This is a genomic window from Cupriavidus sp. HE11 (assembly GCF_056097175.1).
Map to the genome: position 1 here is coordinate 2758759 of NZ_CP184464.1, position 23642 is coordinate 2782400.

At 64.0% G+C, this 23642-nt stretch carries 21 protein-coding genes; 19 read left to right on the top strand and 2 right to left on the bottom strand.

What is annotated here, in order from left to right:
• Positions 1–35 precede the first annotated feature (35 nt).
• From gyrA to aroA, 7 genes are all read left to right on the top strand, one after another.
• On the top strand, positions 36–2741 hold the full coding sequence (gene gyrA, locus ACOABP_RS12760) for a DNA gyrase subunit A (RefSeq protein ID WP_474225408.1): 2706 nt from the start codon (positions 36–38) through the stop codon (positions 2739–2741).
• An 82-nt stretch (positions 2742–2823) separates the two neighbouring features.
• A complete protein-coding gene (locus ACOABP_RS12765; protein ID WP_092594880.1) occupies positions 2824–3390 on the top strand; it encodes a DUF2059 domain-containing protein in 567 nt (188 codons plus the stop codon).
• 147 nt (positions 3391–3537) lie between these two features.
• Entirely contained in the window at positions 3538–4701 is a 1164-nt protein-coding gene (gene serC / locus ACOABP_RS12770) for a 3-phosphoserine/phosphohydroxythreonine transaminase (protein ID WP_474225409.1), read from the top strand.
• A gap of 91 nt (positions 4702–4792) precedes the next feature.
• Positions 4793–5938 carry a prephenate dehydratase gene (pheA, locus tag ACOABP_RS12775; protein ID WP_474225410.1) on the top strand — a complete coding sequence of 382 codons (1146 nt, stop codon included), beginning with the start codon at positions 4793–4795 and terminating at the stop codon, positions 5936–5938.
• Between the two features lie 18 nt (positions 5939–5956).
• Positions 5957–7117 carry a histidinol-phosphate transaminase gene (gene hisC, locus ACOABP_RS12780; RefSeq protein WP_474225411.1) on the top strand — a complete coding sequence of 387 codons (1161 nt, stop codon included), beginning with the start codon at positions 5957–5959 and terminating at the stop codon, positions 7115–7117.
• A 20-nt stretch (positions 7118–7137) separates the two neighbouring features.
• Positions 7138–8037, top strand: coding sequence for a prephenate dehydrogenase (locus ACOABP_RS12785; protein ID WP_474225412.1), 900 nt, complete (start codon positions 7138–7140; stop codon positions 8035–8037).
• Between the two features lie 45 nt (positions 8038–8082).
• Complete coding sequence (aroA, locus tag ACOABP_RS12790; RefSeq protein WP_474225414.1) at positions 8083–9393, top strand: 3-phosphoshikimate 1-carboxyvinyltransferase; 1311 nt, start codon at positions 8083–8085, stop codon at positions 9391–9393.
• Positions 9394–9420: 27 nt separating this feature from the next.
• Here aroA and ACOABP_RS12795 read toward each other — a convergent pair whose 3' ends face one another.
• A complete protein-coding gene (locus tag ACOABP_RS12795; protein ID WP_474225416.1) occupies positions 9421–9657 on the bottom strand; it encodes a DUF2061 domain-containing protein in 237 nt (78 codons plus the stop codon).
• 149 nt (positions 9658–9806) lie between these two features.
• On the opposite strand from ACOABP_RS12795, the gene cmk reads away from it, so the two are divergent.
• The 11 genes from cmk to cysM all read left to right on the top strand — a co-directional run bounded on the left by cmk (position 9807) and on the right by cysM (position 21192).
• A complete protein-coding gene (cmk, locus tag ACOABP_RS12800) occupies positions 9807–10466 on the top strand; it encodes a (d)CMP kinase (RefSeq protein ID WP_474225418.1) in 660 nt (219 codons plus the stop codon).
• A gap of 91 nt (positions 10467–10557) precedes the next feature.
• Positions 10558–12303, top strand: a complete 1746-nt coding sequence (gene rpsA, locus ACOABP_RS12805) for a 30S ribosomal protein S1 (protein WP_255366043.1) — start codon at positions 10558–10560, stop codon at positions 12301–12303.
• A 30-nt stretch (positions 12304–12333) separates the two neighbouring features.
• A complete protein-coding gene (locus ACOABP_RS12810; RefSeq protein ID WP_474225419.1) occupies positions 12334–12747 on the top strand; it encodes an integration host factor subunit beta in 414 nt (137 codons plus the stop codon).
• Between the two features lie 226 nt (positions 12748–12973).
• Positions 12974–13297 carry a LapA family protein gene (locus ACOABP_RS12815; RefSeq protein ID WP_474225420.1) on the top strand — a complete coding sequence of 108 codons (324 nt, stop codon included), beginning with the start codon at positions 12974–12976 and terminating at the stop codon, positions 13295–13297.
• Between the two features lie 3 nt (positions 13298–13300).
• Positions 13301–14533 (top strand): lipopolysaccharide assembly protein LapB, encoded by a 1233-nt coding sequence (lapB, locus tag ACOABP_RS12820; RefSeq protein ID WP_474225421.1) that lies wholly within the window; start codon positions 13301–13303, stop codon positions 14531–14533.
• A gap of 39 nt (positions 14534–14572) precedes the next feature.
• A complete protein-coding gene (locus tag ACOABP_RS12825; RefSeq protein WP_474225422.1) occupies positions 14573–15946 on the top strand; it encodes a UDP-glucose dehydrogenase family protein in 1374 nt (457 codons plus the stop codon).
• Between the two features lie 72 nt (positions 15947–16018).
• Entirely contained in the window at positions 16019–16963 is a 945-nt protein-coding gene (rfaE1, locus tag ACOABP_RS12830; protein ID WP_474225423.1) for a D-glycero-beta-D-manno-heptose-7-phosphate kinase, read from the top strand.
• Between the two features lie 26 nt (positions 16964–16989).
• Positions 16990–17982, top strand: a complete 993-nt coding sequence (gene rfaD, locus ACOABP_RS12835) for an ADP-glyceromanno-heptose 6-epimerase (RefSeq protein WP_474225424.1) — start codon at positions 16990–16992, stop codon at positions 17980–17982.
• 350 nt (positions 17983–18332) lie between these two features.
• The gene (locus tag ACOABP_RS12840; RefSeq protein ID WP_474227829.1) at positions 18333–18647 is read left to right on the top strand and encodes a ComEA family DNA-binding protein; all 315 of its coding nucleotides are present in this window, start codon (positions 18333–18335) and stop codon (positions 18645–18647) included.
• A gap of 219 nt (positions 18648–18866) precedes the next feature.
• Positions 18867–20192 (top strand): solute carrier family 23 protein, encoded by a 1326-nt coding sequence (locus ACOABP_RS12845; protein WP_474225425.1) that lies wholly within the window; start codon positions 18867–18869, stop codon positions 20190–20192.
• 97 nt (positions 20193–20289) lie between these two features.
• Positions 20290–21192, top strand: a complete 903-nt coding sequence (gene cysM, locus ACOABP_RS12850; protein WP_474225427.1) for a cysteine synthase CysM — start codon at positions 20290–20292, stop codon at positions 21190–21192.
• A 106-nt stretch (positions 21193–21298) separates the two neighbouring features.
• On the opposite strand, the gene mltB is transcribed toward cysM, so the two are convergent.
• The gene (mltB, locus tag ACOABP_RS12855; protein WP_474225429.1) at positions 21299–22405 is read right to left on the bottom strand and encodes a lytic murein transglycosylase B; all 1107 of its coding nucleotides are present in this window, start codon (positions 22403–22405) and stop codon (positions 21299–21301) included.
• Positions 22406–22556: 151 nt separating this feature from the next.
• Here mltB and ACOABP_RS12860 point away from each other — a divergent pair, with 151 nt between their 5' ends.
• Positions 22557–23480 carry a histone deacetylase family protein gene (locus tag ACOABP_RS12860; RefSeq protein ID WP_474225430.1) on the top strand — a complete coding sequence of 308 codons (924 nt, stop codon included), beginning with the start codon at positions 22557–22559 and terminating at the stop codon, positions 23478–23480.
• The last annotated feature ends 162 nt before the right edge of the window (positions 23481–23642 follow it).

A 23642-nucleotide genomic window follows, 5' to 3' on the forward strand; every position in this document is an offset into this window, starting at 1 on the left:
CATTTGCTTAAACCCGCCGCATAAACCACGCCGCAATGGATCAATTCGCCAAAGAAACCCTCCCGGTCTCGCTGGAAGAGGAAATGCGCCGCTCTTACCTCGATTACGCGATGAGCGTTATCGTGGGGCGCGCGCTTCCCGACGTCCGGGACGGCCTGAAGCCGGTACACCGGCGCGTGCTCTTTGCGATGCATGAGCTGAACAACGACTGGAACCGGGCCTACAAGAAGTCGGCACGTATCGTCGGTGATGTGATTGGTAAGTATCACCCGCACGGCGATACTGCCGTCTATGACACGATCGTCCGCATGGCGCAGAATTTCTCGCTGCGCTATATGCTGGTCGACGGCCAGGGTAACTTCGGTTCAGTGGACGGAGATAACGCAGCGGCGATGCGTTATACCGAAATCCGCCTGGCGAAGATTGCCCATGAAATGCTTCACGATATCGACAAGGAAACTGTCGATTTCGAACCGAACTATGACGGTTCGGAGAAAGAGCCCGGTATTTTGCCAGCGCGAATCCCGAATTTGCTTATCAATGGTTCGTCGGGTATTGCCGTGGGTATGGCAACCAATATCCCGCCGCATAACCTCAATGAGGTTGTCGATGCCTGCCTGCATCTGCTGCGTAATCCCGATACCACGATCGATGAACTGATCGAACTGGTACCTGCGCCTGATTTTCCGACGGCCGGCATTATTTATGGCATCCAGGGCGTGCGGGAGGGTTACCGCACCGGGCGCGGCCGCGTGGTCATGCGCGCGCGCACGCACTTTGAGGATATCGACCGTGGCGCGCGCCAGGCGATCATCGTCGACGAGCTGCCGTATCAAGTAAACAAGCGGACACTTCTCGAGCGCATTGCCGAGCTGGTGACCGAGAAGAAGATCGAGGGCATTTCCGACATCCGCGATGAGTCTGACAAGTCAGGCATGCGCGTGGTGATCGAGCTCAAGCGCAACGAAGTGCCCGAGGTTGTGCTGAACAACCTATATAAGAACACCCAGCTGCAGGACACGTTCGGCATGAACATGGTGGCGCTGGTGGATGGCCAGCCGCGCCTGCTGAACCTTAAGCAGATGCTGGATGCCTTCCTGTCGCATCGCCGCGAAGTGGTGACGCGCCGTACCGTGTTCGAACTGCGCAAGGCGCGCGAACGTGGGCACGTGCTGGAAGGCCTGGCCGTGGCGCTGGCGAACATCGACGAGTTCATCGCGATCATCAAGGCCGCCCCGACCCCGCCGCTGGCGAAGCAGGAACTGATGGCTAAGGCCTGGGATTCCGGGCTTGTCCGCGACATGCTGTCGCGTGCCGAAAGCGACACTGCAGGTGGCCGTGCCTCGTATCGTCCGGATGGCCTGCCGGCCGTGTTCGGCATGCAGCCCGATGGCCTGTATCGCCTGTCCGATGGCCAGGCGCAGGAAATCCTGCAGATGCGCCTGCAACGCCTCACGGGCCTGGAGCAGGACAAGATCGTCCAGGAATACCGCGAAGTGATGGGCCTGATCGCCGATCTGCTCGACATCCTGGCTCGCCCGGAGCGCATCACCACCATCATCACCGAAGAGCTGGGTGCCATCCGCGCCGAGTTTGGCGACGAGCGCCGCTCGCAGATCGAGCACAACGCGACCGAACTTGACACCGAGGACCTGATCACCCCGCAGGACATGGTGGTCACGCTGTCGCACTCCGGCTACATGAAGAGCCAGCCGATCTCCGAGTATCGCGCGCAGAAGCGTGGTGGCCGCGGCAAGCTGGCTACGGCGACCAAGGAAGACGACTGGATCGATACGCTGTTCGTCGCCAACACGCACGACTACATCCTGTGCTTCTCGAACCGCGGCCGTCTGTACTGGCTCAAGGTCTACGAGGTGCCGCAAGGATCGCGTAACTCGCGTGGCCGTCCGATCGTGAACATGTTCCCGCTGGCCGACGGCGAGAAGATCAACGTGATCCTGCCGGTGCGCCAGTTTGACGCCGAGCACTTCATCTTCATGGCGACGGCGCGCGGCACGGTCAAGAAGACGGTGCTGACCGATTTCTCGAACCCGCGCAAGGCCGGCATCATTGCCGTCGACCTCGACGAGGGCGACTTCCTGATCGGCGCCGCCATTACCGACGGCCAGCACGACGTGATGCTGTTCTCCGATGCCGGCAAGGCCGTGCGCTTCGACGAGAACGACGTGCGTCCGATGGGCCGTCAGGCGCGCGGCGTGCGTGGCATGAACCTTGACGAAGGCCAGGCAGTGATCGCCATGCTGGTGGCCCCGGCGGAAACGCCCGAGGGCGAGGTAGCCGAGGGCGCGTCGACGACGGTGGGCAGCGTGCTGACCGCTACCGAGAACGGCTACGGCAAACGTACGCCGATCTCCGAGTACACTCGACACGGCCGTGGCACCAAGGGCATGATTGCGATCCAGACGAGCGAGCGCAATGGTCGCGTGGTGGCCGCAGCGCTGGTGTCGCCCGAGGACGAGATCATGCTGATTACCACGGGCGGCGTGCTGATCCGCACCCGCGTGGCGGAGATCCGCGAGATGGGTCGTGCCACACAAGGTGTGACGCTGATCAACGTCGACGAGGGCACCAAGCTGTCGGGCCTGCAGCGCATTGTCGAGTCGGATGCCGATAGCAGCGGCAACGGCGAAGACGAGGACGTGGCGGAAGATGCTACGGGTGCGACCGGCGCCGATGGCGATACCGGAGCGGGTGCCTCCGACGCGGACGCGAATTCGTAATTTGTTGCAACAACGGGACGACGGCCGGAACTCGCCAGACGGCCGTTCGGACTAATCCGGACGTATTTACCAGGGAGTCATAATGCTCAAAACCTATCGACGTATCGCTGTTCTGGCTGCTTTCGCTCCGATGATGATGCTGGCGCAAGGCGCGCACGCTCAGGAAGACAAGGACAAGACCGCGGCCATCAAGGAACTGCTGACCGTCATGCAGGCTGACCAGGCTGTGAAGGGTCAGGCCGATAACTGGCAACAAGGCGCCAAGCAGGAAGCGCCGCTGGTGCTGGAGCAGGTTCTCGTCGAGAACAAGACGCTGAACGACAAGCAGAAGCAGGCCGCTGTCGACAAGCTCAAGAAGAACGGCGCCGTGCAGCGCATGGTCGATGGCGCCGGTACGGCGTTCAACACCGATGGCTTCCGCCAGGACGCCATCAAGGCGCACTACGATGCCTTCGGCAAGTACTACTCGACCCAGGAAATCAAGGATCTGACCACGTTCCTGAAGTCGCCGACGGGCCAGAAGTTCATGGCCAACCAGGGCAAGGCCACCCAGGAAATCTGGGGTTCGATGATGCAGAAGTACGGTCCCCAGGTTGGCAAGTCGATGCGTGACGCCGCCGAGAAGGAAATCGCCGCCGCTTCGAAGTGATCGACGGCTGACCTCTCCGGGCCCTCGGGCCGGAGAGGTCGCCTGTCCAGGCCTGGTCCGGATGCCCTTGGTGTCCAAGGGGCGCGGGTTTTGGGCGATAATGGCTGCCTGGTTCCATCCGGCAGCCATTTTTCTTTTTCTCCCTCCATGAACGATCCCCAGAATCCCGCCCTCGCCGGCCTGCAACGTTCCCTGGCCGAGCGCGTCTTCAATTTCTCGCCTGGCCCGGCCGCGTTGCCGACCGAAGTCCTGCAGCAGGCCGCCGAGGAAATGCTGTCATGGCGTGGTACTGGCGTATCGGTGATGGAGATGAGCCACCGCAGCAAGGACTTCGAGAGCATCCACCAGCAGGCGCTGGCCGATCTGCGCGAACTGCTGCATGTGCCCAAGAACTTCAAGATTCTGTTCCTGCAGGGTGGTGCCATCGGCGAAAACGGCATCGTGCCGCTGAACCTGGCCAACCGTGTCAATGCCGCGAAGCCGAAGACCGATTTCGTGGTGACCGGCACGTGGTCGGTCAAGACCGAGCAGGAAGCGCGCCGCTATGGCGAGGTGAATATCGCCGCGTCCAGCAAGGACCAGAAGTGGCACAAGATTCCCGATGTGAACACGTGGAAACTGTCCGACGACGCGGCCTATGTGCATCTGTGCACGAACGAGACCATCGTCGGCGTGGAGTTCCAGGACATCCCGGACATTGGCCAGACCGGTACGCATGACAAGGGCCGCATCGTCGTGGCCGACGCGTCGAGCCATATCCTGTCGCGCCCGATCGACTGGTCGCGCGTGCAGGTGGTGTATGGTGGCGCGCAGAAGAACATCGGCCCGGCCGGTGTGACGATCGTCATCGTGCGCGAAGACCTGATCGGTTTCGCGCACCCGCTGTGCCCCTCGGCGTTCAACTGGCGCCTGGTGGCCGAGCATGACTCGATGTACAACACGCCGCCCACCTATGCGATCTATATCGCCGGGCTCGTGTTCAAGTGGCTCAAGGCCCAGGGCGGCGTGCCCGCGATCGAACAGCGCAATATCGCCAAGGCGCGCGCGCTGTACGACTTCCTGGACCAGAGCGACTACTACCGTAACGAAATCGATCCCGGCAGCCGCTCGCGCATGAACGTACCGTTCTTCCTGCGCGACGAATCGCGCAACGAAGCGTTCCTGACCCAGGCGCGCGCGAATGGCCTGGTACAGCTCAAGGGCCACAAGTCCGTGGGCGGCATGCGCGCCAGCATCTATAACGCGATGCCACTCGAAGGTGTGACCGCGCTGGTGGAATTCATGCGCGAGTTCGAGCGCACCGCCGCCTGACGGTGGTGCTTTCTGTCGCGGCCCTTGCAGCGCGGGGGCCCGGCATCAGCCCAGACTTTCCGCGGCTGCGCGATGCGCGGCCCACAGGCCTATGACACAGCAAGACAAGCCGGCGGTGGCAGCCTCCGGCAATGACAATGCCGCACCCAGCCCCCAGGAGCAGGCGCTGTCCGCGGACCTGGCGCCGCTGCGCGACCAGATCGACGCCGTCGACCGCGAGCTGCTGGCCCTGCTGAATCGCCGTGCGCAACTGGCGCTCGACGTGGGCGAGGTCAAGAAGAAGTACGGTGCGCCGGTGTTTCGCCCCGAACGCGAGCTGCAGGTGATCCGCAAGGTGCAGGGCGCCAATCCGGGCCCGCTGCTTGGCGAAAGCGTGGCGTCGATCTGGCGCGAGGTGATGTCGGCCTGCCGCGGCCTGGAAAAGCCGCTCGAAATCGCCTTCCTGGGCCCGGCCGGCACGTTCTCCGAGCAGGCGCTGTACGCGCACTTCGGCCACGAGGTCAGCGGGGTGCCCTGTCCGAGCATCGACGAGGTGTTCCGGTCGGTGGAGTCGGGCACGGTGGAGTACGGCGTGGTGCCGGTCGAGAATTCGACCGAAGGCGCGGTGTCGCGCACGCTGGACCTGTTCCTGCAGACGTCGCTGAAGATCAGCGGCGAGATCGCGCTGAAGGTGCATCACAACCTGATGGCGTCGTCGCCCGACATGAAGGGCGTGACCGTGGTGCGCGCGCACGCGCAGGCGCTGGCACAGTGCCAGCACTGGCTCGCCGCCAACTATCCGCATCTGGAGCGCCAGGCCGTGTCGAGCAACGCCGAGGCGGCGCGCATGGCCAGCGAAGATCCCACGGTGGCGGCGATTGCCGGCGAGACCGCCGCCAACCGCTATCACCTGCATATCGTGCGGGCCAACATCCAGGACGATCCGCACAACCGCACGCGCTTTGCGGTGATCGGCCGCTACGAAACCGAGCCGTCGGGCAGCGACCAGACGTCGATGATCCTGTCGGTGCCGAACAAGGCCGGCGCCGTGTACCAGCTGCTGGCGCCGCTGGCCGACAACGGTGTGTCGATGTGCCGCTTCGAATCGCGGCCCGCCCGCAGCGGCGCGTGGGAGTACTACTTCTATGTCGATGTGGAAGGCCATCAGCACGATCCGGCCGTGGCACGCGCGATCCAGTCGCTGCGCGCCAACGCCGCGTACCTGAAGGTGCTCGGGTCCTACCCGTCGAGCAAATAACGCAGGCAGGAGACACGCATGGCACAGCAGGAAAGCGGGGCAGCGAGCGCAACGGCGAATGTGGCTGCGAATGTAGCCGACTACTTTGGCCCGACCTACGTCCGCAAGATCTCGCCGTACATCGCAGGAAAGCCAATTTCGGAAGTGGCACGCGAGTTCGGGCTTGATGAGGCGCGTATCGTCAAGCTGGCGTCGAACGAGAATCCGCTTGGCATGCCGGCCTCGGCCAAGGCCGCCATTGCAGCGGCCACCGAGGATCTGGGCCGCTACCCGGACAGCAACGGCTTCGAGCTGAAGGCCAGGCTTTCGGAAAAATTCGATGTCCCGGCAGAGTGGCTGACCCTCGGCAACGGCAGCAACGACATCCTGGAACTGGCCGCGCACGCACTGGTGCGCGCCGGCGAGTCGATTGTCTACGCCGAATACTCGTTCGCGGTCTACGCGCTGGCTACCCAGGAAGTGGGCGCGCGCGCCATCGAGGTGAAGTCGCGCCAGTACGGTCACGATCTCGACGCCATGTCCGCCGCGATTGCGCCGGACACGAAGCTTGTGTTCATCGCCAATCCGAACAACCCGACCGGTACCTTCGTGTCCGCCGCCGAGATCGAGGCGTTCCTGGCGAAGGTGCCCCCGCACGTGGTGGTGGTGCTGGACGAGGCGTACAACGAATACCTCGACGCTGACCAGCAGTACGAGTCCATCGCGTGGGTGCGCAAGTATCCGAACCTGATGGTGTCGCGTACGTTCTCGAAGGCCTACGGCCTGGCGGGATTGCGAGTGGGCTATGGCGTGGCGCAGCCGCCGCTGACCGACCTGCTGAATCGCGTGCGCCAGCCATTCAACGTCAACAGCCTGGCCCAGGCCGCAGCCGTGGCAGCGCTGGGCGATGGCGATTTCCTGCAGCGCAGCGCCGAGCTCAATCGCGCCGGCAAGGCTCAGCTGGTGGCGGCCTTCGAGCGCATGGGTCTGGAGTACGTGAAGTCGTCGGGCAACTTCGTCATGGTCCGCGTAGGCACTGACGACGGTGCCGGCGCACGCGTGAACCTGGCGATGCTGAAGCAGGGCGTGATCGTGCGTCCGGTGGCGAACTACGGTCTGCCGCAGTGGCTGCGTATCACGATTGGCCTGCCTGACGAGAATGCCGCGTGCATCGCGGCGCTCGAACAGGCATTGAAGTGAATCCGAACCGATCTGAAGCCGTGAGCGCTCTGCATTTTTCCCGTGTTGTGATTGTCGGCGTCGGCCTGATTGGCGGATCGCTGGCGTTGTCGCTCAAGCGTGCCGGCGTGGTCGGCACCGTGGTAGGGGTTGGCCGTTCAGCGGCGTCGCTGGAAAAAGCGAAGACGCTGGGCGTCATCGACGAGGCTGCCGAATCGCTGGCCGAAGCTGCCCGTGGCGCGAGCCTGATCGTGCTGTGCGCGCCCGTGGCGCAGAACTTTGCGCTGCTGCATGCGCTGGAGCCACACCTGCAGCCCGGCACCATCGTGACGGACGCCGGCAGTACCAAGTCCGACGTGATCATGGCGGCCAAGACGGCGCTTGGCGACAAGGTGGCGCAGTTCGTGCCCGCGCACCCGATTGCCGGCCGTGAACTCCACGGCGTGGAAGCCGCGCTGAACGACCTCTATCTGGACAAGAAGGTGGTGATGTGCCCGCTGCAGGAAAACAGCCGCGCGGACGTGGCGGCGGTGCGGGCCATGTGGGAATCGGCCGGCGCGGATGTCCACGTGATGTCGGCCGTGCAGCATGATGCCGTGTTTGCCTCGGTCAGCCACCTGCCGCACGTGCTGTCGTATGCGCTGGTGGCGCAGGTGGCCAATGCCGAGGATGCGGCGCTGAAGCTCGACTTCGCGGGGGGGGGCTTTCGCGATTTCACGCGCATTGCCGCGTCGTCGCCCGAGATGTGGCGTGACATCTGCATCGCCAACAAGGAGGCGCTGCTGCGCGAGATCAATACGTATGAAGCCGTGCTTGGTCACCTGAAGGCGCAGATCAAGGCCGGAGACGGTGCTGCGCTGGAGCGGATCTTCGCTCGCGCCAGCGACACGCGCCTGAAGTGGGGTGCGGCACGTGCCGCCACCCATAACGTAGAACCCTGAAGTCGTGGCGCCTTCCCCGGGCGCCGCACCGACGCTGCCAAGACCATGGAACATCTGACCCTCGGCCCCCTGACCCGCGCATCGGGCACGGTACGCCTGCCCGGCTCGAAGAGTATCTCCAACCGCGTGCTGCTGCTGTCCGCACTGGCAACCGGCGAGACCCGCGTACGCGACCTGCTCGATTCCGACGATACCCAAGTCATGCTTGAAGCGCTGAAGGTGCTGGGCGTGTCCTGGCGCCGCGACGGCGGTGATTGCATCGTGACCGGCGTGGGTGGCAATTTTCCGAACAAGGCCGCCGACCTGTTCATGGGCAATGCCGGCACGGCGATTCGCCCGCTGACGGCGGCGCTGGCGCTGCAGGGCGGCACCTACAAGCTCAGCGGCGTGCCGCGCATGCATGAGCGGCCGATTGGCGATCTGGTGGACGGCCTGCTGCAGGTGGGCGCCGCCATCGAATACCTGGGCACGCCTGGCTATCCGCCCTTGCAGATCAATCCGGCGCAGATCCGTATCGACACGCCGATCCGTGTGCGTGGCGATGTGTCGAGCCAGTTCCTCACGGCGCTGCTGATGACGCTGCCGATGGCGTCGGCGCCTTCGGGTCGGATCGAGATCGAAGTGGTGGGCGAGCTAATCTCGAAGCCTTACGTCGAGATCACGCTGAACCTGCTGGCCCGCTTCGGCATCGTGGTCGAGCGCCAGGGCTGGGAGCGCTTTATCCTGCCGGCCGGCGCACAGTACCGCTCGCCGGGCGAGATCTATGTCGAAGGCGATGCCTCGACCGCGTCGTATTTCCTGGCTGCCGGCGCAATCGGCGGCGGGCCGGTGCGGGTAGAAGGCGTGGGCCTGTCGAGTATCCAGGGCGATGTGCGGTTTGCCGATGCGCTGAACCGCATGGGCGCCAACGTGATGGCCGGCGACAACTGGATCGAGGTGCGCGGCACCGAGCGCGACGATGGCCGGCTCAATGGTATCGAGCTCGACTGCAACCACATTCCCGACGCCGCGATGACTCTGGCCGTGGCGGCGCTGTTTGCGGAAGGCACGACCACGCTGACCAATATTGCCAGCTGGCGCGTCAAGGAAACGGACCGAATTGCCGCCATGGCTACCGAGCTGCGCAAACTCGGCGCCGAAGTGGAAGAGGGCGCGGACTATCTGAAAGTGACGCCGCCTTCATCTGGTGCCTGGCAGACCCCGGCAGATGGCATTGGCACCTATGATGATCACCGGATGGCCATGTGTTTCTCGCTCGCCGCTTTCGGGCCGCTGCCGGTGCGGATCAACGAGCCGGGCTGCGTGGCAAAGACATTCCCAGAGTATTTCTCGGTGTTTGCCGGGGTGGCGCGGTAAGCGGTCACTCCGGTTCAATAGCAGTTTTCAGGCGGCGGCCAGGCGGGGCGCCGCCGGTGCTTCGGGGCTGGCTTCGGCCCCTGCGAGATTTCCACGACGTTCACGGCGCTCCCAGTACTTGTCGAAGAAATAGTGGGCCACCGTGTTGACGGCCGGTTCGATGAATGTGATGGCACCGCTGATGGCCAGGCTGCCGGTCAGTGCGTAGGTCACGCTGAATGCGATGCCCAGGTGCATGATGCCGAAGGTCAGGGTTTTGGCCATGGTGAATTGCCTCGTGTCGAAAATGTCGGGATGGTCGCGCAGCGCCTTTTGTGGGGAGCGCGAACGCTGCAGCCGCGCAACCATGGATCGAATGATAACGACTCTCAATTAAAGTCGAAAATCAATAGTTTCAAGCTAATCAATTAAGAATGACTATCATTGACGTCATCACCATAGATGGGCCAACCGCATCCGGCAAGGGTACGGTGGCTCACAAGGTGGCAGATGCCCTGGGCTTTCATCTGCTGGACAGCGGCGCGCTGTACCGGCTGGTGGCGCTGGCGAGCGACCGTGTCGATGTGGATATTGGCGACGTCGATACCCTTGCAAAGATCGCCCTTCGCCTCGATGTGAAGTTCGGCCCGGACCGGGTCTGGCTCGAAGGTGAAGAGGTCAGCCAGCTGATCCGCCAGGAGGCAATCGGCAACCGGGCATCGGCGCTGGCCGTCCATCAGCCCGTTCGTGATGCGCTGACGGCACTTCAACGGGGCTTTCGCAAGCTGCCGGGGCTGGTGGCGGACGGCCGCGACATGGGCACGGTGATCTTCCCGGAGGCCCGCCTCAAGGTGTTCCTGACCGCGAGTGTCGAGGCGCGCGCCCGCAGACGCTATAAACAATTGATTGATAAGGGAATTTCTGCTAATATCGAAGACCTTTTGCGTGACCTCGAGGCGCGCGACGCGCGGGACCGTTCCCGTGCCGCCGCACCGTTGCGTCCTGCAGAAGACGCGCAACGCCTGGACACCTCCGAAATGACGGTGGACGAGGCGGTGGCGCAGGTGCTGGAGTGGTTCGCCGCGGTGCGGTGAGTAAAACCACGAGGCGCCGACCTGGGCCTGTGCCGGAACCCAACCCGTCCAGCACAGGTGATCAACCTGACCCCGCTGCGTGAGGCAGACTGTGCGCGATAGTCGCGCCGGCCAACGTACTGCGGATTGCTACTTTACGTTTATGTCCGACCTGCAAACCAACGAATCCTTTGCCGCACTGTTCGAGGAATCGATCGCCCGCTCCAATATGAAGGCTGGCGAAGTGATTTCCGCTGAAGTCGTGCGCATCGACCACAACTTCGTGGTCGTCAACGCCGGCCTCAAGTCCGAGGCGTTTGTGCCGGTGGAGGAGTTCCTGAACGACCAGGGCGAACTCGAAGTGCAGGCCGGCGACTACGTGTCCGTGGCCATCGACGCGCTCGAGAACGGCTATGGCGATACCATCCTCTCCCGCGACAAGGCCAAGCGCCTGGCATCGTGGCTGAACCTCGAGAAGGCGCTGGAAGACGGCGAGATCATCTCGGGTACCGTGACCGGCAAGGTCAAGGGCGGCCTGACCGTCATGGTCAACGGCATCCGCGCCTTCCTGCCCGGTTCGCTCGTCGACGTGCGTCCGATCAAGGACACCACGCCGTACGAAGGCAAGACCCTGGAATTCAAGGTCATCAAGCTCGACCGCAAGCGTAACAACGTCGTGCTGTCGCGTCGCGCCGTGGTGGAAGCCACGCTGGGCGAAGAGCGTCAGAAGCTGATGGAAACGCTGAAGGAAGGCGCGATCGTCAACGGTATCGTCAAGAACATCACCGACTACGGCGCGTTCGTGGACCTGGGTGGTATCGACGGCCTGCTGCACATCACCGACCTGGCATGGCGTCGTGTGCGTCACCCGAGCGAAGTGCTGTCGGTTGGCCAGGAAATCACCGCCAAGATCCTCAAGTTCGACCAGGAAAAGAACCGCGTCTCGCTGGGCGTGAAGCAACTGGGCGAAGATCCGTGGGTGGGCATCTCGCGCCGCTACCCGCAAGGCACCCGTCTGTTCGGCAAGGTGACCAACCTGACCGACTACGGCGCATTCGTGGAAATCGAAGCCGGTATCGAAGGCCTGGTCCACGTGTCGGAAATGGACTGGACCAACAAGAACGTGGCTCCTTCGAAGGTTGTCCAGCTGGGCGACGAAGTGGAAGTCATGGTTCTGGATATCGACGAAGACAAGCGTCGTATCAGCCTGGGCATGAAGCAGTGCAAGGCCAATCCGTGGGACGATTTCAGCCGCAACCACAAGAAGGGCGACAAGCTGACGGGCCAGATCAAGTCGATCACCGACTTCGGCGTGTTCATCGGTCTGCCGGGCGGCATCGACGGCCTGGTTCACCTGTCGGACCTGTCGTGGCAAGAGTCGGGCGAAGAAGCCGTGCGCAAGTACAAGAAGGGCGACGAAGTGGAAGCTGTCGTCCTGGGCATCGACGTCGACAAGGAACGCATCTCGCTGGGTATCAAGCAGCTGTCGGGCGATCCGTTCAACAACTTCATCTCGGCCAACGACAAGGGTTCGCTCGTCAACGGCACGATCAAGGCTGTTGATGCCAAGGGCGCCGTGGTGCAACTGGCCGACGACGTGGAAGGCTACCTGCGTGCATCGGAAATCTCCGCTGACCGCGTGGAAGACGCCCGCAACGTGCTGAAGGAAGGCGAGCAGATCACCGCCCTGGTGGTGAACGTCGACCGCAAGTCGCGCAACATCAACCTGTCGATCAAGGCCAAGGACAGCGCAGAGCAGCAAGAAGCGATGCAGAAGTTCCAGGCTGACACCGGCACGGCTGGCACGACCAACCTGGGCGCGCTGCTGAAGGCCAAGCTGGGCCAGGACAACCAGTAATTTAGAGCGCCGCGCGAAGCGAGACCGCCCATGACCAAGTCCGAGCTCGTCGAAAAACTGGCTGCCCGTTTTCCGCAGTTGCTGCTGCGGGATGCGGACATCTCGGTGAAAACGATTCTCGACGCGATGTCCGAAGCCCTGGCCGATGGCCATCGCATCGAGATCCGCGGCTTCGGCAGCTTTGGTCTGAACCGGCGGCCGCCTCGCGTGGGCCGCAACCCCAAGTCCGGCGAACGCGTGCTGGTGCCCGAAAAACGGGTGCCGCACTTCAAGGCGGGCAAGGAGTTGCGGGAGCGGGTGGATCGTCCTGTCACGCCACAGGGTGGCGTCGCGACCGTCAATGGTCAGGCGTCGCACGGCAAGGCAGGGCAGTCCCTGGCCCCGTCGCAATCGGCTTCGGCCGGTCTGCACGAGGACAATCAGCTCAATCTGGTCCGTTCCTGATGCACGCTCGCCATACTGGCAAGTCTGTAGAAAAGCGCTCCTCCGGGAGCGCTTTTTGTTTGTGCACCGATAATGGCCGCCGGCTGCGGTGGCCGGGGCGTCAGGCGACCAATCGTTACCGTTTGCGAGAAGTGATTCCGCTACAATGCCGGGAATCCTTGGCCGGGTGCGCCCGAACGCTGTCGCGTGACCGGTTGTGCACTCAAGTTCCGAAGGCATTCACCGCATGAAACTCATCGCCTGGATCTTCCGTATCGTCCTGTTCGTGCTGCTGTTCGTGCTGGCACTGCGCAATACCGCCGATGCCGACCTGCAGCTCTTCTTCGGCGCGGTCTGGCATGCGCCGCTGATCCTGATCCTGCTGGCGGCGTTCGGGCTGGGCATCGTGGCTGCATTGGCGGCCGTGGCGCCGGGGCTGATGCGCCAGCGCATGGAGGCCGCGCGCCTGCGCCGTGCCCTGGGCGCGGCCCGGACTGCTCCGGCAGTGGATGCCGTGCCGCCCGAGGCCAAGCCGGGCGTCCCCTATAACGTAGTCGGTCCGAAAGTTTGACCCATGATGTTTGAAACCTGGTGGCTGCTGGCGCTGCCGCTTGTATTTGGCCTTGGCTGGATGGCTGCGCGCTTCGACCTGCGCCAGCTGATGAGCGAGCAGGGCGCATTGCCGCGTTCGTATTTCAAAGGCCTCAACTTCCTGCTCAACGAGCAACCCGACCAGGCGATCGACGCCTTTGTCGAAGTGGCTCGGCTGGACCCCGAGACCACCGAGCTGCACTTTGCGCTGGGTGCGCTGTTCCGCCGCCGTGGCGAAACCGAACGCGCGATCCGCGTGCACCAGAACCTGGCGACCCGGCCAGACCTTCCCGAGCCGGAACGTGAGCACGCACTCTATGAACTGGGACAGGATTTCCTGCGCGCGGGCCTGCTGGACCGCGCCGAGGAGTCGCTGCGCCGGCTGATGTCCGGCCCGTATGCGGCGTCCGCCAAGCGCGTGCTGCTGGAACTCTACGAAGTCGAAAAGGAATGGTCGAAGGCCATCGACGCTGCGCGCGAACTGCAGACGCTGGACCAGAAGGACTATCGCGTGCAGATCGCCCAGTTCTGCTGTGAACTGGCACAAGACGCGCTGCAAAAGAAAAAGCCGGACGAGGCCGTCGAATGGCTGCGCCGCGCCCGTGAGGAAAACCCGGACAACGTGCGTGCGCCGATCCTGCTGGGCGACGTGGCTGCGGCGGCCGGCGACCAGGCCGGGGCGCTGCAGCACTGGCTGGGCATCGAAAACCAGGATGCTGCCTATCTGCCGCTGGTGGCCGACCGCGTGGTCAAGGCCTACGCGACGCTGGGCGAACAGGGCAAGGCCCTGCAGTGGCTGCGCGAACTCCTCAAGACCAAGCTGGCGCCGGAACTGCTCGATACCGCCTATCGCACCGAACTCGAAGCCAACGGCCCCGTGGCCGCGACCGCGCTGATGCGCGAACAGTTGCGCCGTCAGCCGACGCTGCTGGCGCTGACCCGCTACTTCGAGGCGCAGGCGGCCGAGAACAAGGCGCTGCAGCCTGCCGGCGCCGATGGTGAGGCCACGGCCGATGGCGCGGCCGCAGACGCCGAACCGGACGACCAGTCGCAGGAAACGGCGGCGATCCGCGATCTGCTGCAGCTTCGCACCCGTAATCTGGCGCGCTACACCTGCCGCGAATGCGGCTTCCGCGCCCGGCTGTTTTATTGGCAGTGCCCCGGCTGCAACCGCTGGGAGACCTATGCGCCGCGCCGCTCCGAAGCGCTTGGCTAATACATCTCAAGCGAACCTGAATTCCCTGGAGCTTCCGCAATGAAAGTTACGATTATCGGCAGTGGCTATGTTGGCCTCGTGACCGGTGCCTGCCTGGCCGAACTCGGCAACTCCGTGTTCTGTCTCGATGTCGACGAAAAGAAGATCGCGCTGCTGAACGCCGGTGGCGTGCCCATCTACGAACCGGGCCTGAAGGAACTGATCGACCGCAACCGTGCGGCGGGCCGGCTGACGTTTTCCACCGATGTGGCCGCCAGCGTCGAGCATGCCGACGTGCAGTTCATCGCCGTCGGTACGCCGCCTGACGAGGACGGATCGGCCGACCTGCAGTACGTGCTGGCCGCCGCGCGCAATATCGGCCGCCACATGACCGGCTTCAAGGTGGTGGTGGACAAGTCGACCGTGCCGGTTGGCACCGGCGACCGCGTGGCTGCCGTGATCCGCGAGGAACTGGCGTCGCGTGGGCTGGAAGACCTGCAGTACTCGGTGGTGTCCAATCCCGAGTTCCTGAAGGAAGGCGCCGCCGTGGAAGATTTCATGCGTCCGGACCGCATTGTGCTGGGCTGTGCGCCCGATGCCGCCGGTCGCCACGCGCAGGCCATCATGCGCCAGCTGTATTCGCCGTTCAACCGCAACCACGAACGCACGTTCTATATGGACGTACGGTCGGCCGAGTTCACCAAGTACGCGGCCAACTCGATGCTGGCCACGCGTATTTCGTTCATGAACGAGTTGGCCAACCTGGCCGACGAAGTGGGCGCCGACATCGAACTGGTGCGGATGGGCATCGGCTCCGATCCCCGCATCGGCTACAGCTTCCTGTATGCAGGTGCGGGCTACGGCGGCTCCTGCTTTCCCAAGGACGTGCAGGCGCTGATGCGCACGGCCAGCGCCTATGGCAAGCCGATGCGGGTGCTGGAAGCCGTGGAGTCCGTCAACGACGCCCAGAAGCAGGTGCTGGGCCGCAAGGTGGTCAAGCGTTTCGGTGACGACCTGACCGGCAAGACCTTCGGCGTCTGGGGCCTGGCGTTCAAGCCCAATACCGACGACATGCGCGAAGCCCCGGCCCGCGTTCTGGCCCGCGAACTGGTGTCGCGCGGCGCATCGCTGCGCGTACACGATCCCGTGGCGATGCACGAGGCCCGCCGCGTGCTGGAGACCGACCTGGCCGATATCCCCGGCGGCATCGACCGCGTGCTGTTCTGCGACGCCCAGATGGACGTGCTGAAGGACGCCGATGCGCTGGTGATCGTGACGGAATGGAAGGTGTTCCGCAGCCCCGATTTCTCGCAGATCCGTGCGTTGCTCAAGACGCCGGTCATCATCGACGGCCGCAACCTCTATGAACCGGATGCCATGGCCCAGGCCGGCATCGAATATCACGCGATCGGGCGCTCCACCGCGGCGCACTGATCCGTTTCAACCCGCGTAGCCAGACCGACCGGCCGCGCCATCATGGCGCGGCATTGTCGCAAAGGGAAGTTCATGAGCAAGAACACGATTCCGCAGGACCAGATCCGCCAGTCGCAGGTACTGGTGGTGGGCGACATGATGCTGGACCGCTACTGGTTCGGCGATGTGGAGCGCATCTCGCCGGAAGCGCCCGTGCCTGTGGTGCAGATCAAGCGCAGCGACGAGCGCCTGGGCGGTGCCGCCAACGTGGCCCGCAACGCGGCCGCGCTGGGGGCCAGGGTTGGCATGCTCGGCGTGGTGGGCGACGACGAGCCCGGCCGCACGCTGGAGGCATTGCTCCACGCAAGCCAGGTCCAGCCGTATCTGCATCGCGATCCCAGCCTGAACACCACGATCAAGTTGCGCGTGGTGGCACACCAGCAGCAGCTGCTGCGCGTGGATTTCGAGAACGCGCCGGCCAACGAAGTGCTGGCGTCGGTACAGGACCGCTACCAGACGCTGGTCAACGACTACCAGGTGCTGGTGCTGTCGGACTACGGCAAGGGCGGCCTGACCCATGTCGGCCGGATGGTCGACGCAGGCCGTGCGGCAGGCCGCACCGTGCTGATCGACCCCAAGGGCGACGATTACTCGCGCTATCGCGGCGCTACGCTGATCACGCCGAACCGCGCCGAGATGCGCGCTGTGGTGGGGGCCTGGAAGACCGAGGCCGACCTGACCATCCGTGCCCAGAACCTGCGTCGCGAGCTGCAGCTCGAAGCGCTGCTGCTGACGCGTTCGGAAGAGGGCATGACGCTCTATACCGAAGCCGAAGTGCTGCATGTCTCGGCCCAGGCGCGCGAAGTCTATGATGTATCGGGGGCCGGCGACACGGTGATCGCCACGCTGGCAACCATGCTGGGCGCGGGGGTGCCGCTCAAGGAAGCCGTGCAGCATGCCAATCGCGCCGGCAGCATCGTCGTCGGCAAGCTGGGTACCGCTGTTGTCACTTATCCCGAATTGTTTGGCGCCGCCTGAGGCGCGCCTGCTAGCCTGAATCCGCCATGACCATCATCGTGACCGGCGCTGCCGGCTTTATCGGCAGCAATATCGTCAAGGGCCTGAACGAACGCGGCGAGACCCATATCGTCGCGGTCGACAACCTGACGCGCGCCGAGAAATTCAACAATCTCGTGGACTGCGAGATTGCCGACTACCTGGACAAGGCCGAATTCGTCGAGCGCTTCAAGCGCGGCGATTTCGGCAATGTGCGTGCGGTGTTCCATGAAGGCGCCTGTTCCGACACCATGGAGACGGACGGCCGCTACATGATGGAGAACAACTACCGCTATACGCTGGCGCTGATGGAAGCCTGCCTGGAGCAGGGCACCCAGTTCCTCTATGCGTCGTCGGCCGCCACTTATGGCGCTTCTACGATGTTCCGCGAGGACCGCGAGTACGAAAAGCCGCTGAACGTCTACGGCTATTCGAAGTTCCTGTTCGACCAGGTGGTGCGCCGCAGGCTGCCGTCCGCGCACTCGCAGATCGTCGGCTTCCGCTACTTCAACGTCTACGGCCCGCGCGAATTCCACAAAGGCCGCATGGCATCGGTGGCGTTCCACCACTTCAACCAGTTCCGCGCGGAAGGTACCGTCAAGCTGTTTGGCGAGTACAACGGCTACGCGCCGGGCACGCAGAGCCGCGACTTCGTGTCGGTGGAAGACGTGGTCAAGGTCAACCTGTATTTCCTGGACCATCCGGAAAAGTCCGGCATCTTCAACCTCGGCACGGGCCGTTCGCAGCCGTTCAACGATATTGCGGTGTCGGTGGTCAATGCCCTGCGCGAATCCGAGGACAAGCCGCCCCTGTCGCTGGAAGAAATGGTGCAGGAAGGTCTGGTCGAATACGTGAAGTTTCCCGATGCGCTGCGCGGCAAGTACCAGTGCTTCACGCAGTCAGACGTGTCGCGCCTGCGCTCGGCGGGCTACGAGGCACCGTTCCTGACGGTGCAGGAAGGCGTGAGCCGCTACTGCAACTGGCTGCTCGACCGTAGCTGAGCGCGCTGCCGTCAAAGGCCGTGTCGCGCCTGCGCCACGGTTTGCGCTGGCCGGACTCGTAAATGTCCGGCAGTGCATCATCAATATTCCGGTTGGACACACAAACGCGCGGGTGTTGTGAACATGTGTGTCCAGCCGTTTCTGATGTCCGATCGGACTCCTATCCTGACCGCTTCCGCTGCCATCCGGTGGCGGACTTGCAACTGAAAAGGAAAGGAGTCTTATCGATGCACAAGATGTACAACGCTGGCCCGGCAAGCGCGCCGGCGCCTCTGTTTCCCGGTTCCCTGTCCAGCATGTCCCGGGGCGCCTTGCGCGCGTGCCGGCGGAGCAGCCTGGCCCTGGCGTTCATGCTTGCCCTGGCGGGCGCGGGTCCGGCCCATGCCGCGGTCGACGTGAACAGTGCTGACGAAGCGGCGCTGGGCACGATCAAGGGTATCGGCCCGGCCACGGCCAAGCGGATCCTGACGGAACGTGACAAGAACGGGGCCTTCAAGGACGCGGTGGACCTCGCGGACCGTGTGCCCGGGGTAGGGCCGAAATCGGCGGCCAATCTCCAGGAGGCGGGCCTGACGTTCGGCAAGACGTCCGGCACGGCGCCGGCCGCCCGCAAGGACGGCAAGCCCGCGCCAAAACCTGCGCCGAAGGCTGCCACGGCGCGCTGACGGCGGCAGCGGCACGGCGGGTCAACAGGCCGGGGCTGGTATGCGTTGTGCTTCGCTGGCGTGGCACGCACGCGGCAGTCCCGATTTGCACCACCCGGGGTGCGGGGTATCATGCGCATCGCCGTTGCGGCCGGCGCCTGGCGCCGGCGTGCACCCCGGATTTCCACACCAATAATTGAACCGGCAACGCAGCCGTACCGCTGACAGGGAGAGAAGAACATGGCGAATGGCCAGGACAGCATTGACGACGGGAGTTTCCTGCCCAAGTGGCGACTGAAGACCGAGGGCGTGATCGCCCCCGACGAACGGTTGCCGGCGGGCCAGACCTTGCTTGCGGGCATCCAGCACGTGGTGGCGATGTTCGGATCGACGGCCATTGCCCCGATCCTGATGGGCTTTCCTCCCAATATCGCCATCCTGTTCTCGGGCATTGGCACCTTGCTGTTCTTCCTGTGCGTGCGTGGCCGGGTGCCCAGCTATCTGGGATCGAGCTTCGCCTTTATCGCCGTGGTGATCGCGGCCACGGGCTACAGCGGTAGCGGCCCGAACACGAATATCCCGCTGGCGCTGGGCGGCATCATTGCTGCCGGCGCCCTGTACACGATCATCGGCCTGGTCGTGCAGGCTGTTGGCTACGCCTGGGTGGAAAAGCTGATGCCGCCGGTGGTGACCGGTGCCATCGTCGCGGCCATTGGCCTGAACCTGGCGCCGGTGGCCGTCAAGGCGGTCAGCGGGGCGGCGCTCGATACGTGGGTAGGCCTGCTGACGGTGCTGGCCGTGGGCCTGATCGCGGTGCGCGCGCCGGGCATGCTCGGGCGCCTGCCGGTGCTGCTGGGCGGCCTGACCGGCTACCTGGCGTATTTCGTGGCAACCAACCTGATGGGTATGGGCAAGGCCATCGACTTCTCCGGCGTGGTGGCAGCCAGCTGGTTCGGCATGCCGGCGTTCACCACGCCGGTCTTCGACGCCAACGCCATGCTGCTGATCGCCCCGGTGGCAATCGTGCTGGTGGCCGAGAACCTGGGCCATATCAAGGCCATCGGCGTGATGACCGGGCGCAATCTCGACCCGTACATCGGCCGGGCATTTATCGGCGATGGCGTGGCCACGATGCTGTCGGCATCTGGCGGCGGCACGGGAGTGACCACGTACGCCGAGAACATGGGCGTGATGGCGGTCACCCGAATCTATTCGACACTGATCTTCGTGGTGGCGGCAGCGGTGGCGATCCTGCTTGGCTTCTCGCCCAAGTTCGGGGCGCTGATCCTGACGATTCCCGGGCCGGTCATTGGCGGGCTGACCATCGTCGTGTTCGGCCTGATCTCGGCCACGGCTGGCCGTATCTGGGTGCAGAACCATGTCGATTTTTCCAGCTCGCGCAACCTGATCACGGTGGGCGCCACGCTGACCGTGGCGGCGGGCGATCTGACGCTGAAGTTCGGCGGCATGACCCTGGGTGGCATCGGCACCGCCACATTCGGCGCCATCCTGCTGTACCACCTGCTTGGCAGCCGTCATCCGGAAGAACAGGGCCTGACGCACTGATCCGGCACGTGCCGGCGGCGGGCGGAATGGCCCGGCCGCCGGTGCGGGTAAGGTTGGTGCATTACAATGGCCAACGAAAACCGACCCACCCCGCACCATGGCCTACAAAACGATTGAAGACACCATCGGCAACACGCCGCTGGTACGACTGCAGCGCATTCCCGGCGCTGCCATCGAAGCGCGCGGCAACGTGATCCTTGGCAAGCTCGAGGGTAACAACCCGGCCGGCTCGGTCAAGGACCGCCCCGCGCTGTCGATGATCCGCCGTGCAGAAGAGCGCGGCCGCATCAAGCCCGGCGACACGCTGATCGAGGCCACGTCGGGCAATACCGGTATCGCCCTGGCCATGGCGGCCGCCATTCGCGGCTACCGCATGGTGCTGATCATGCCCGAGGACCTGAGTCTGGAGCGCCGTCAGAGCATGGCCGCCTATGGTGCGGAAATCATCCTGACGCCGGTCAAGGGCGGCATGGAATACGCGCGCGACCTGGCCGATGCCATGGAGCGCGAAGGCAAGGGCGTGATCCTGGACCAGTTCGCCAACCCGGACAATCCGCTGGCGCACTACGAAACCACGGGGCCGGAACTCTGGCAGGATACCGAGGGCCGCATCACCCACTTTGTGTCGGCGATGGGTACCACCGGCACTATCACGGGGGTGTCGCGCTTCCTGAAGGAAAAGAACCCAGCGATCCAGATTATTGGTGCCCAGCCGGCCGAAGGCTCGCGCATTCCGGGCATCCGCAAGTGGCCCGAAGCGTACCTGCCGAAGATCTACGATCCGAAGTTCATTGACCGCCAGGAGCCTGTCACGCAGGCCGATGCCGAGCATATGGCACGCCGCATGGCGCGCGAGGAAGGGATCTTCTGCGGTATCTCGGCCGCTGGCGCGCTGTGCGTCGCGCTGCGAATTGCCGAGGAAGTGGAAAACGCGACGATCGTCTTTGTCGTCTGCGATCGCGGCGACCGCTACCTGTCCACGGGTGTGTTCCCCGCCTGAGTCCTGACCTGACTGCGCGCCTGAGTGGCCTGACGCACGCACTCTCCGCCCATGAAAAAGCCCCGCCGGCATCGCCGCGGGGCTTTTTCATGGCGGTCGTGCCAGGTCAGCCCATCGCAGCCTTGACCGCCTCGCCCAGCTGATACACCGCCAGTGCATAGAAGAAGCTGCGGTTGTAGCGCGTGAGGACGTAAAAGTTGCGCAGGCCGATCATGTATTCGGTCGGCTGGTCCGGCGTTGGCAGATCGACGATCAACACGCCGGTTTCGCCTTCGCGCTGCACGTCGATGGGCTCGTCCACGCGCAGCCCGGCCTTGGTCAGTTGGTTCAGGGTGCGCGTCGGCCACGGTTCGCCGTCGGCCGCGGCGGTAGCCACGCCCAGGCTCCCGGCGTCGCCGGCAATACGCCAGACCACGGGCCGGCCCTGTTCCCAGCCATGCAGTTGCAGGAAACGGCCAACACTGCCAATTGCATCGGTCGGGCTATTGCGCAGATCGACATGACCATCGCCGTCATAGTCGACGGCGTACTCGCGCAGGCTGGTTGGCATGAATTGCGGAATGCCCACCGCGCCGGCGTACGAGCCCAATACCGAGAACACGTCGGTTTTGGTGTCGCGGCACCAGATCAGGTAATCGGCCAGCTGGTTGCGGAACAGCGTCGTGCGGGCGTCGCGATTCGGCGTGTCGGGGTAGTCGAAGGCCAGCGTGGACAGCGAGTCGAGAACGCGGAACGTGCCCATGTCGCGGCCGTAGATCGTCTCCACGCCGATGATGCCCACGATGACCGATGCCGGCACACCGAATTCGGCCTCGGCGCGGCGCAGCGTCTCGCGGTTCTGTTGCCAGAAACGAATGCCGGCGTTGATGCGGATCGGTTCGATAAAGCGCGACCTGTACGCGCGCCAGCTCTTCTTGCCCGGCGTGGTCGGCGGCATGATCAGCCGCGAGACCGTGGCCGAATACACGGCCTGGCTGAAATACGATTCCAGTTCGGCCCGCTGGAAGCCGCTGCGCGCCACCATCTCGTCGATGAACGCCTGCGTTTTCGGATGATTCCGGTAGCGGCCCGGTTCGATTTCCTCTTCCCGGACACTCACTCGGCGTTTGCCGGCGGCCAGAAGCCCTGGGGAAACGCCGCACAGGCCCAATGCGGCAGCGGTAAGTGCGGCGCCCAGCAGCGGGCGGCGCAGGGAGCGCTGTTGGTCGGTCATGTTGTCCTTTGCAAGTCGCACCGAGTATAGCGGATGCGATACATGCGCCGCCCCGTTCGGGGGCATTTGGTTACGAAGTTCCGGCGTCTGAAACCCGGGCACGTCATGTGCTAACGTAACGGTTGGAGACAAACTTGACCCACAATCCAAAATGCCAACGGGTTATTACACGCATCCGTCGTTCCTGCTGCACGAGATGGGATTTTTCCATCCCGAATGCCCGGAACGTCTGCAGGCCATCGAAGACCATCTGATTTCGCATGGGATGGATGGCCTGCTCGACCGGCGCGATGCCCCGGCCGCCACCGAAGAACAGATCGAACGCGTGCATCGGCCCGACTACGTTGCCAGCCTCAGCGCCAACAGTCCGTCGACCGGCTATTACCCGATCGACCCCGACACGTCCATGAACCGCCACACGCTGACTGCCGCCACCCATGCGGCCGGTGCGGCCGTGGCTGCCACCGACGCGGTGATCGCGGGCCAGATCGAGAACGCCTTCTGCTGCGTGCGCCCGCCCGGCCACCACGCCGAGCCCGATCACGCCATGGGCTTCTGTTTCTTCAACAACGTGGCGATTGCGGCCCGACACGCCATCGCGGCCCACGGCCTGCAGCGCGTGGCAGTGGTCGACTTTGACGTGCATCACGGCAACGGCACCGAAGCCGCTTTCCGCGACGACCCGCAAGTCATGATGTGCAGCTTCTTCCAGCACCCGTTCTATCCGTACAGCGGGACCGAACACGTGGCGACGAACATGTCGAACATCCCGTTGCCGGCCTACACGAACGGCATGGCCGTGCGCGAAGTGGTGGAAACCATCTGGCTGCCGCGCCTGAACGAGTTCAAGCCGGAGATGATCTTCATCTCGGCGGGCTTTGACGCGCACCGCGAGGACGACCTGGGCCAGATGGGCCTGGTCGAGCAGGACTACAGCTGGATCACCGAGCAGCTGGTGCAGGTGGCGAAAACCCACGCCCAGGGGCGCATCGTGAGTTGCCTGGAGGGCGGCTATAACCTCAGCGCGCTGGCGCGTAGCGTATTCGCCCATCTGAAAGTACTGATGGAAGCTTGAATATGACGTATGGGGCGCAAAATCGCGTTCTATATGACGTGAGCGCATAAAGCCATCGAAAAAATCTCGTTTGAGGTATGAAGCGGATCGCATAAAATGCGGGCTTCACAAAAATAAGACCGGCAACACCGCAGGAGACCCCGCGCTGTTGCCGTTTTCTTT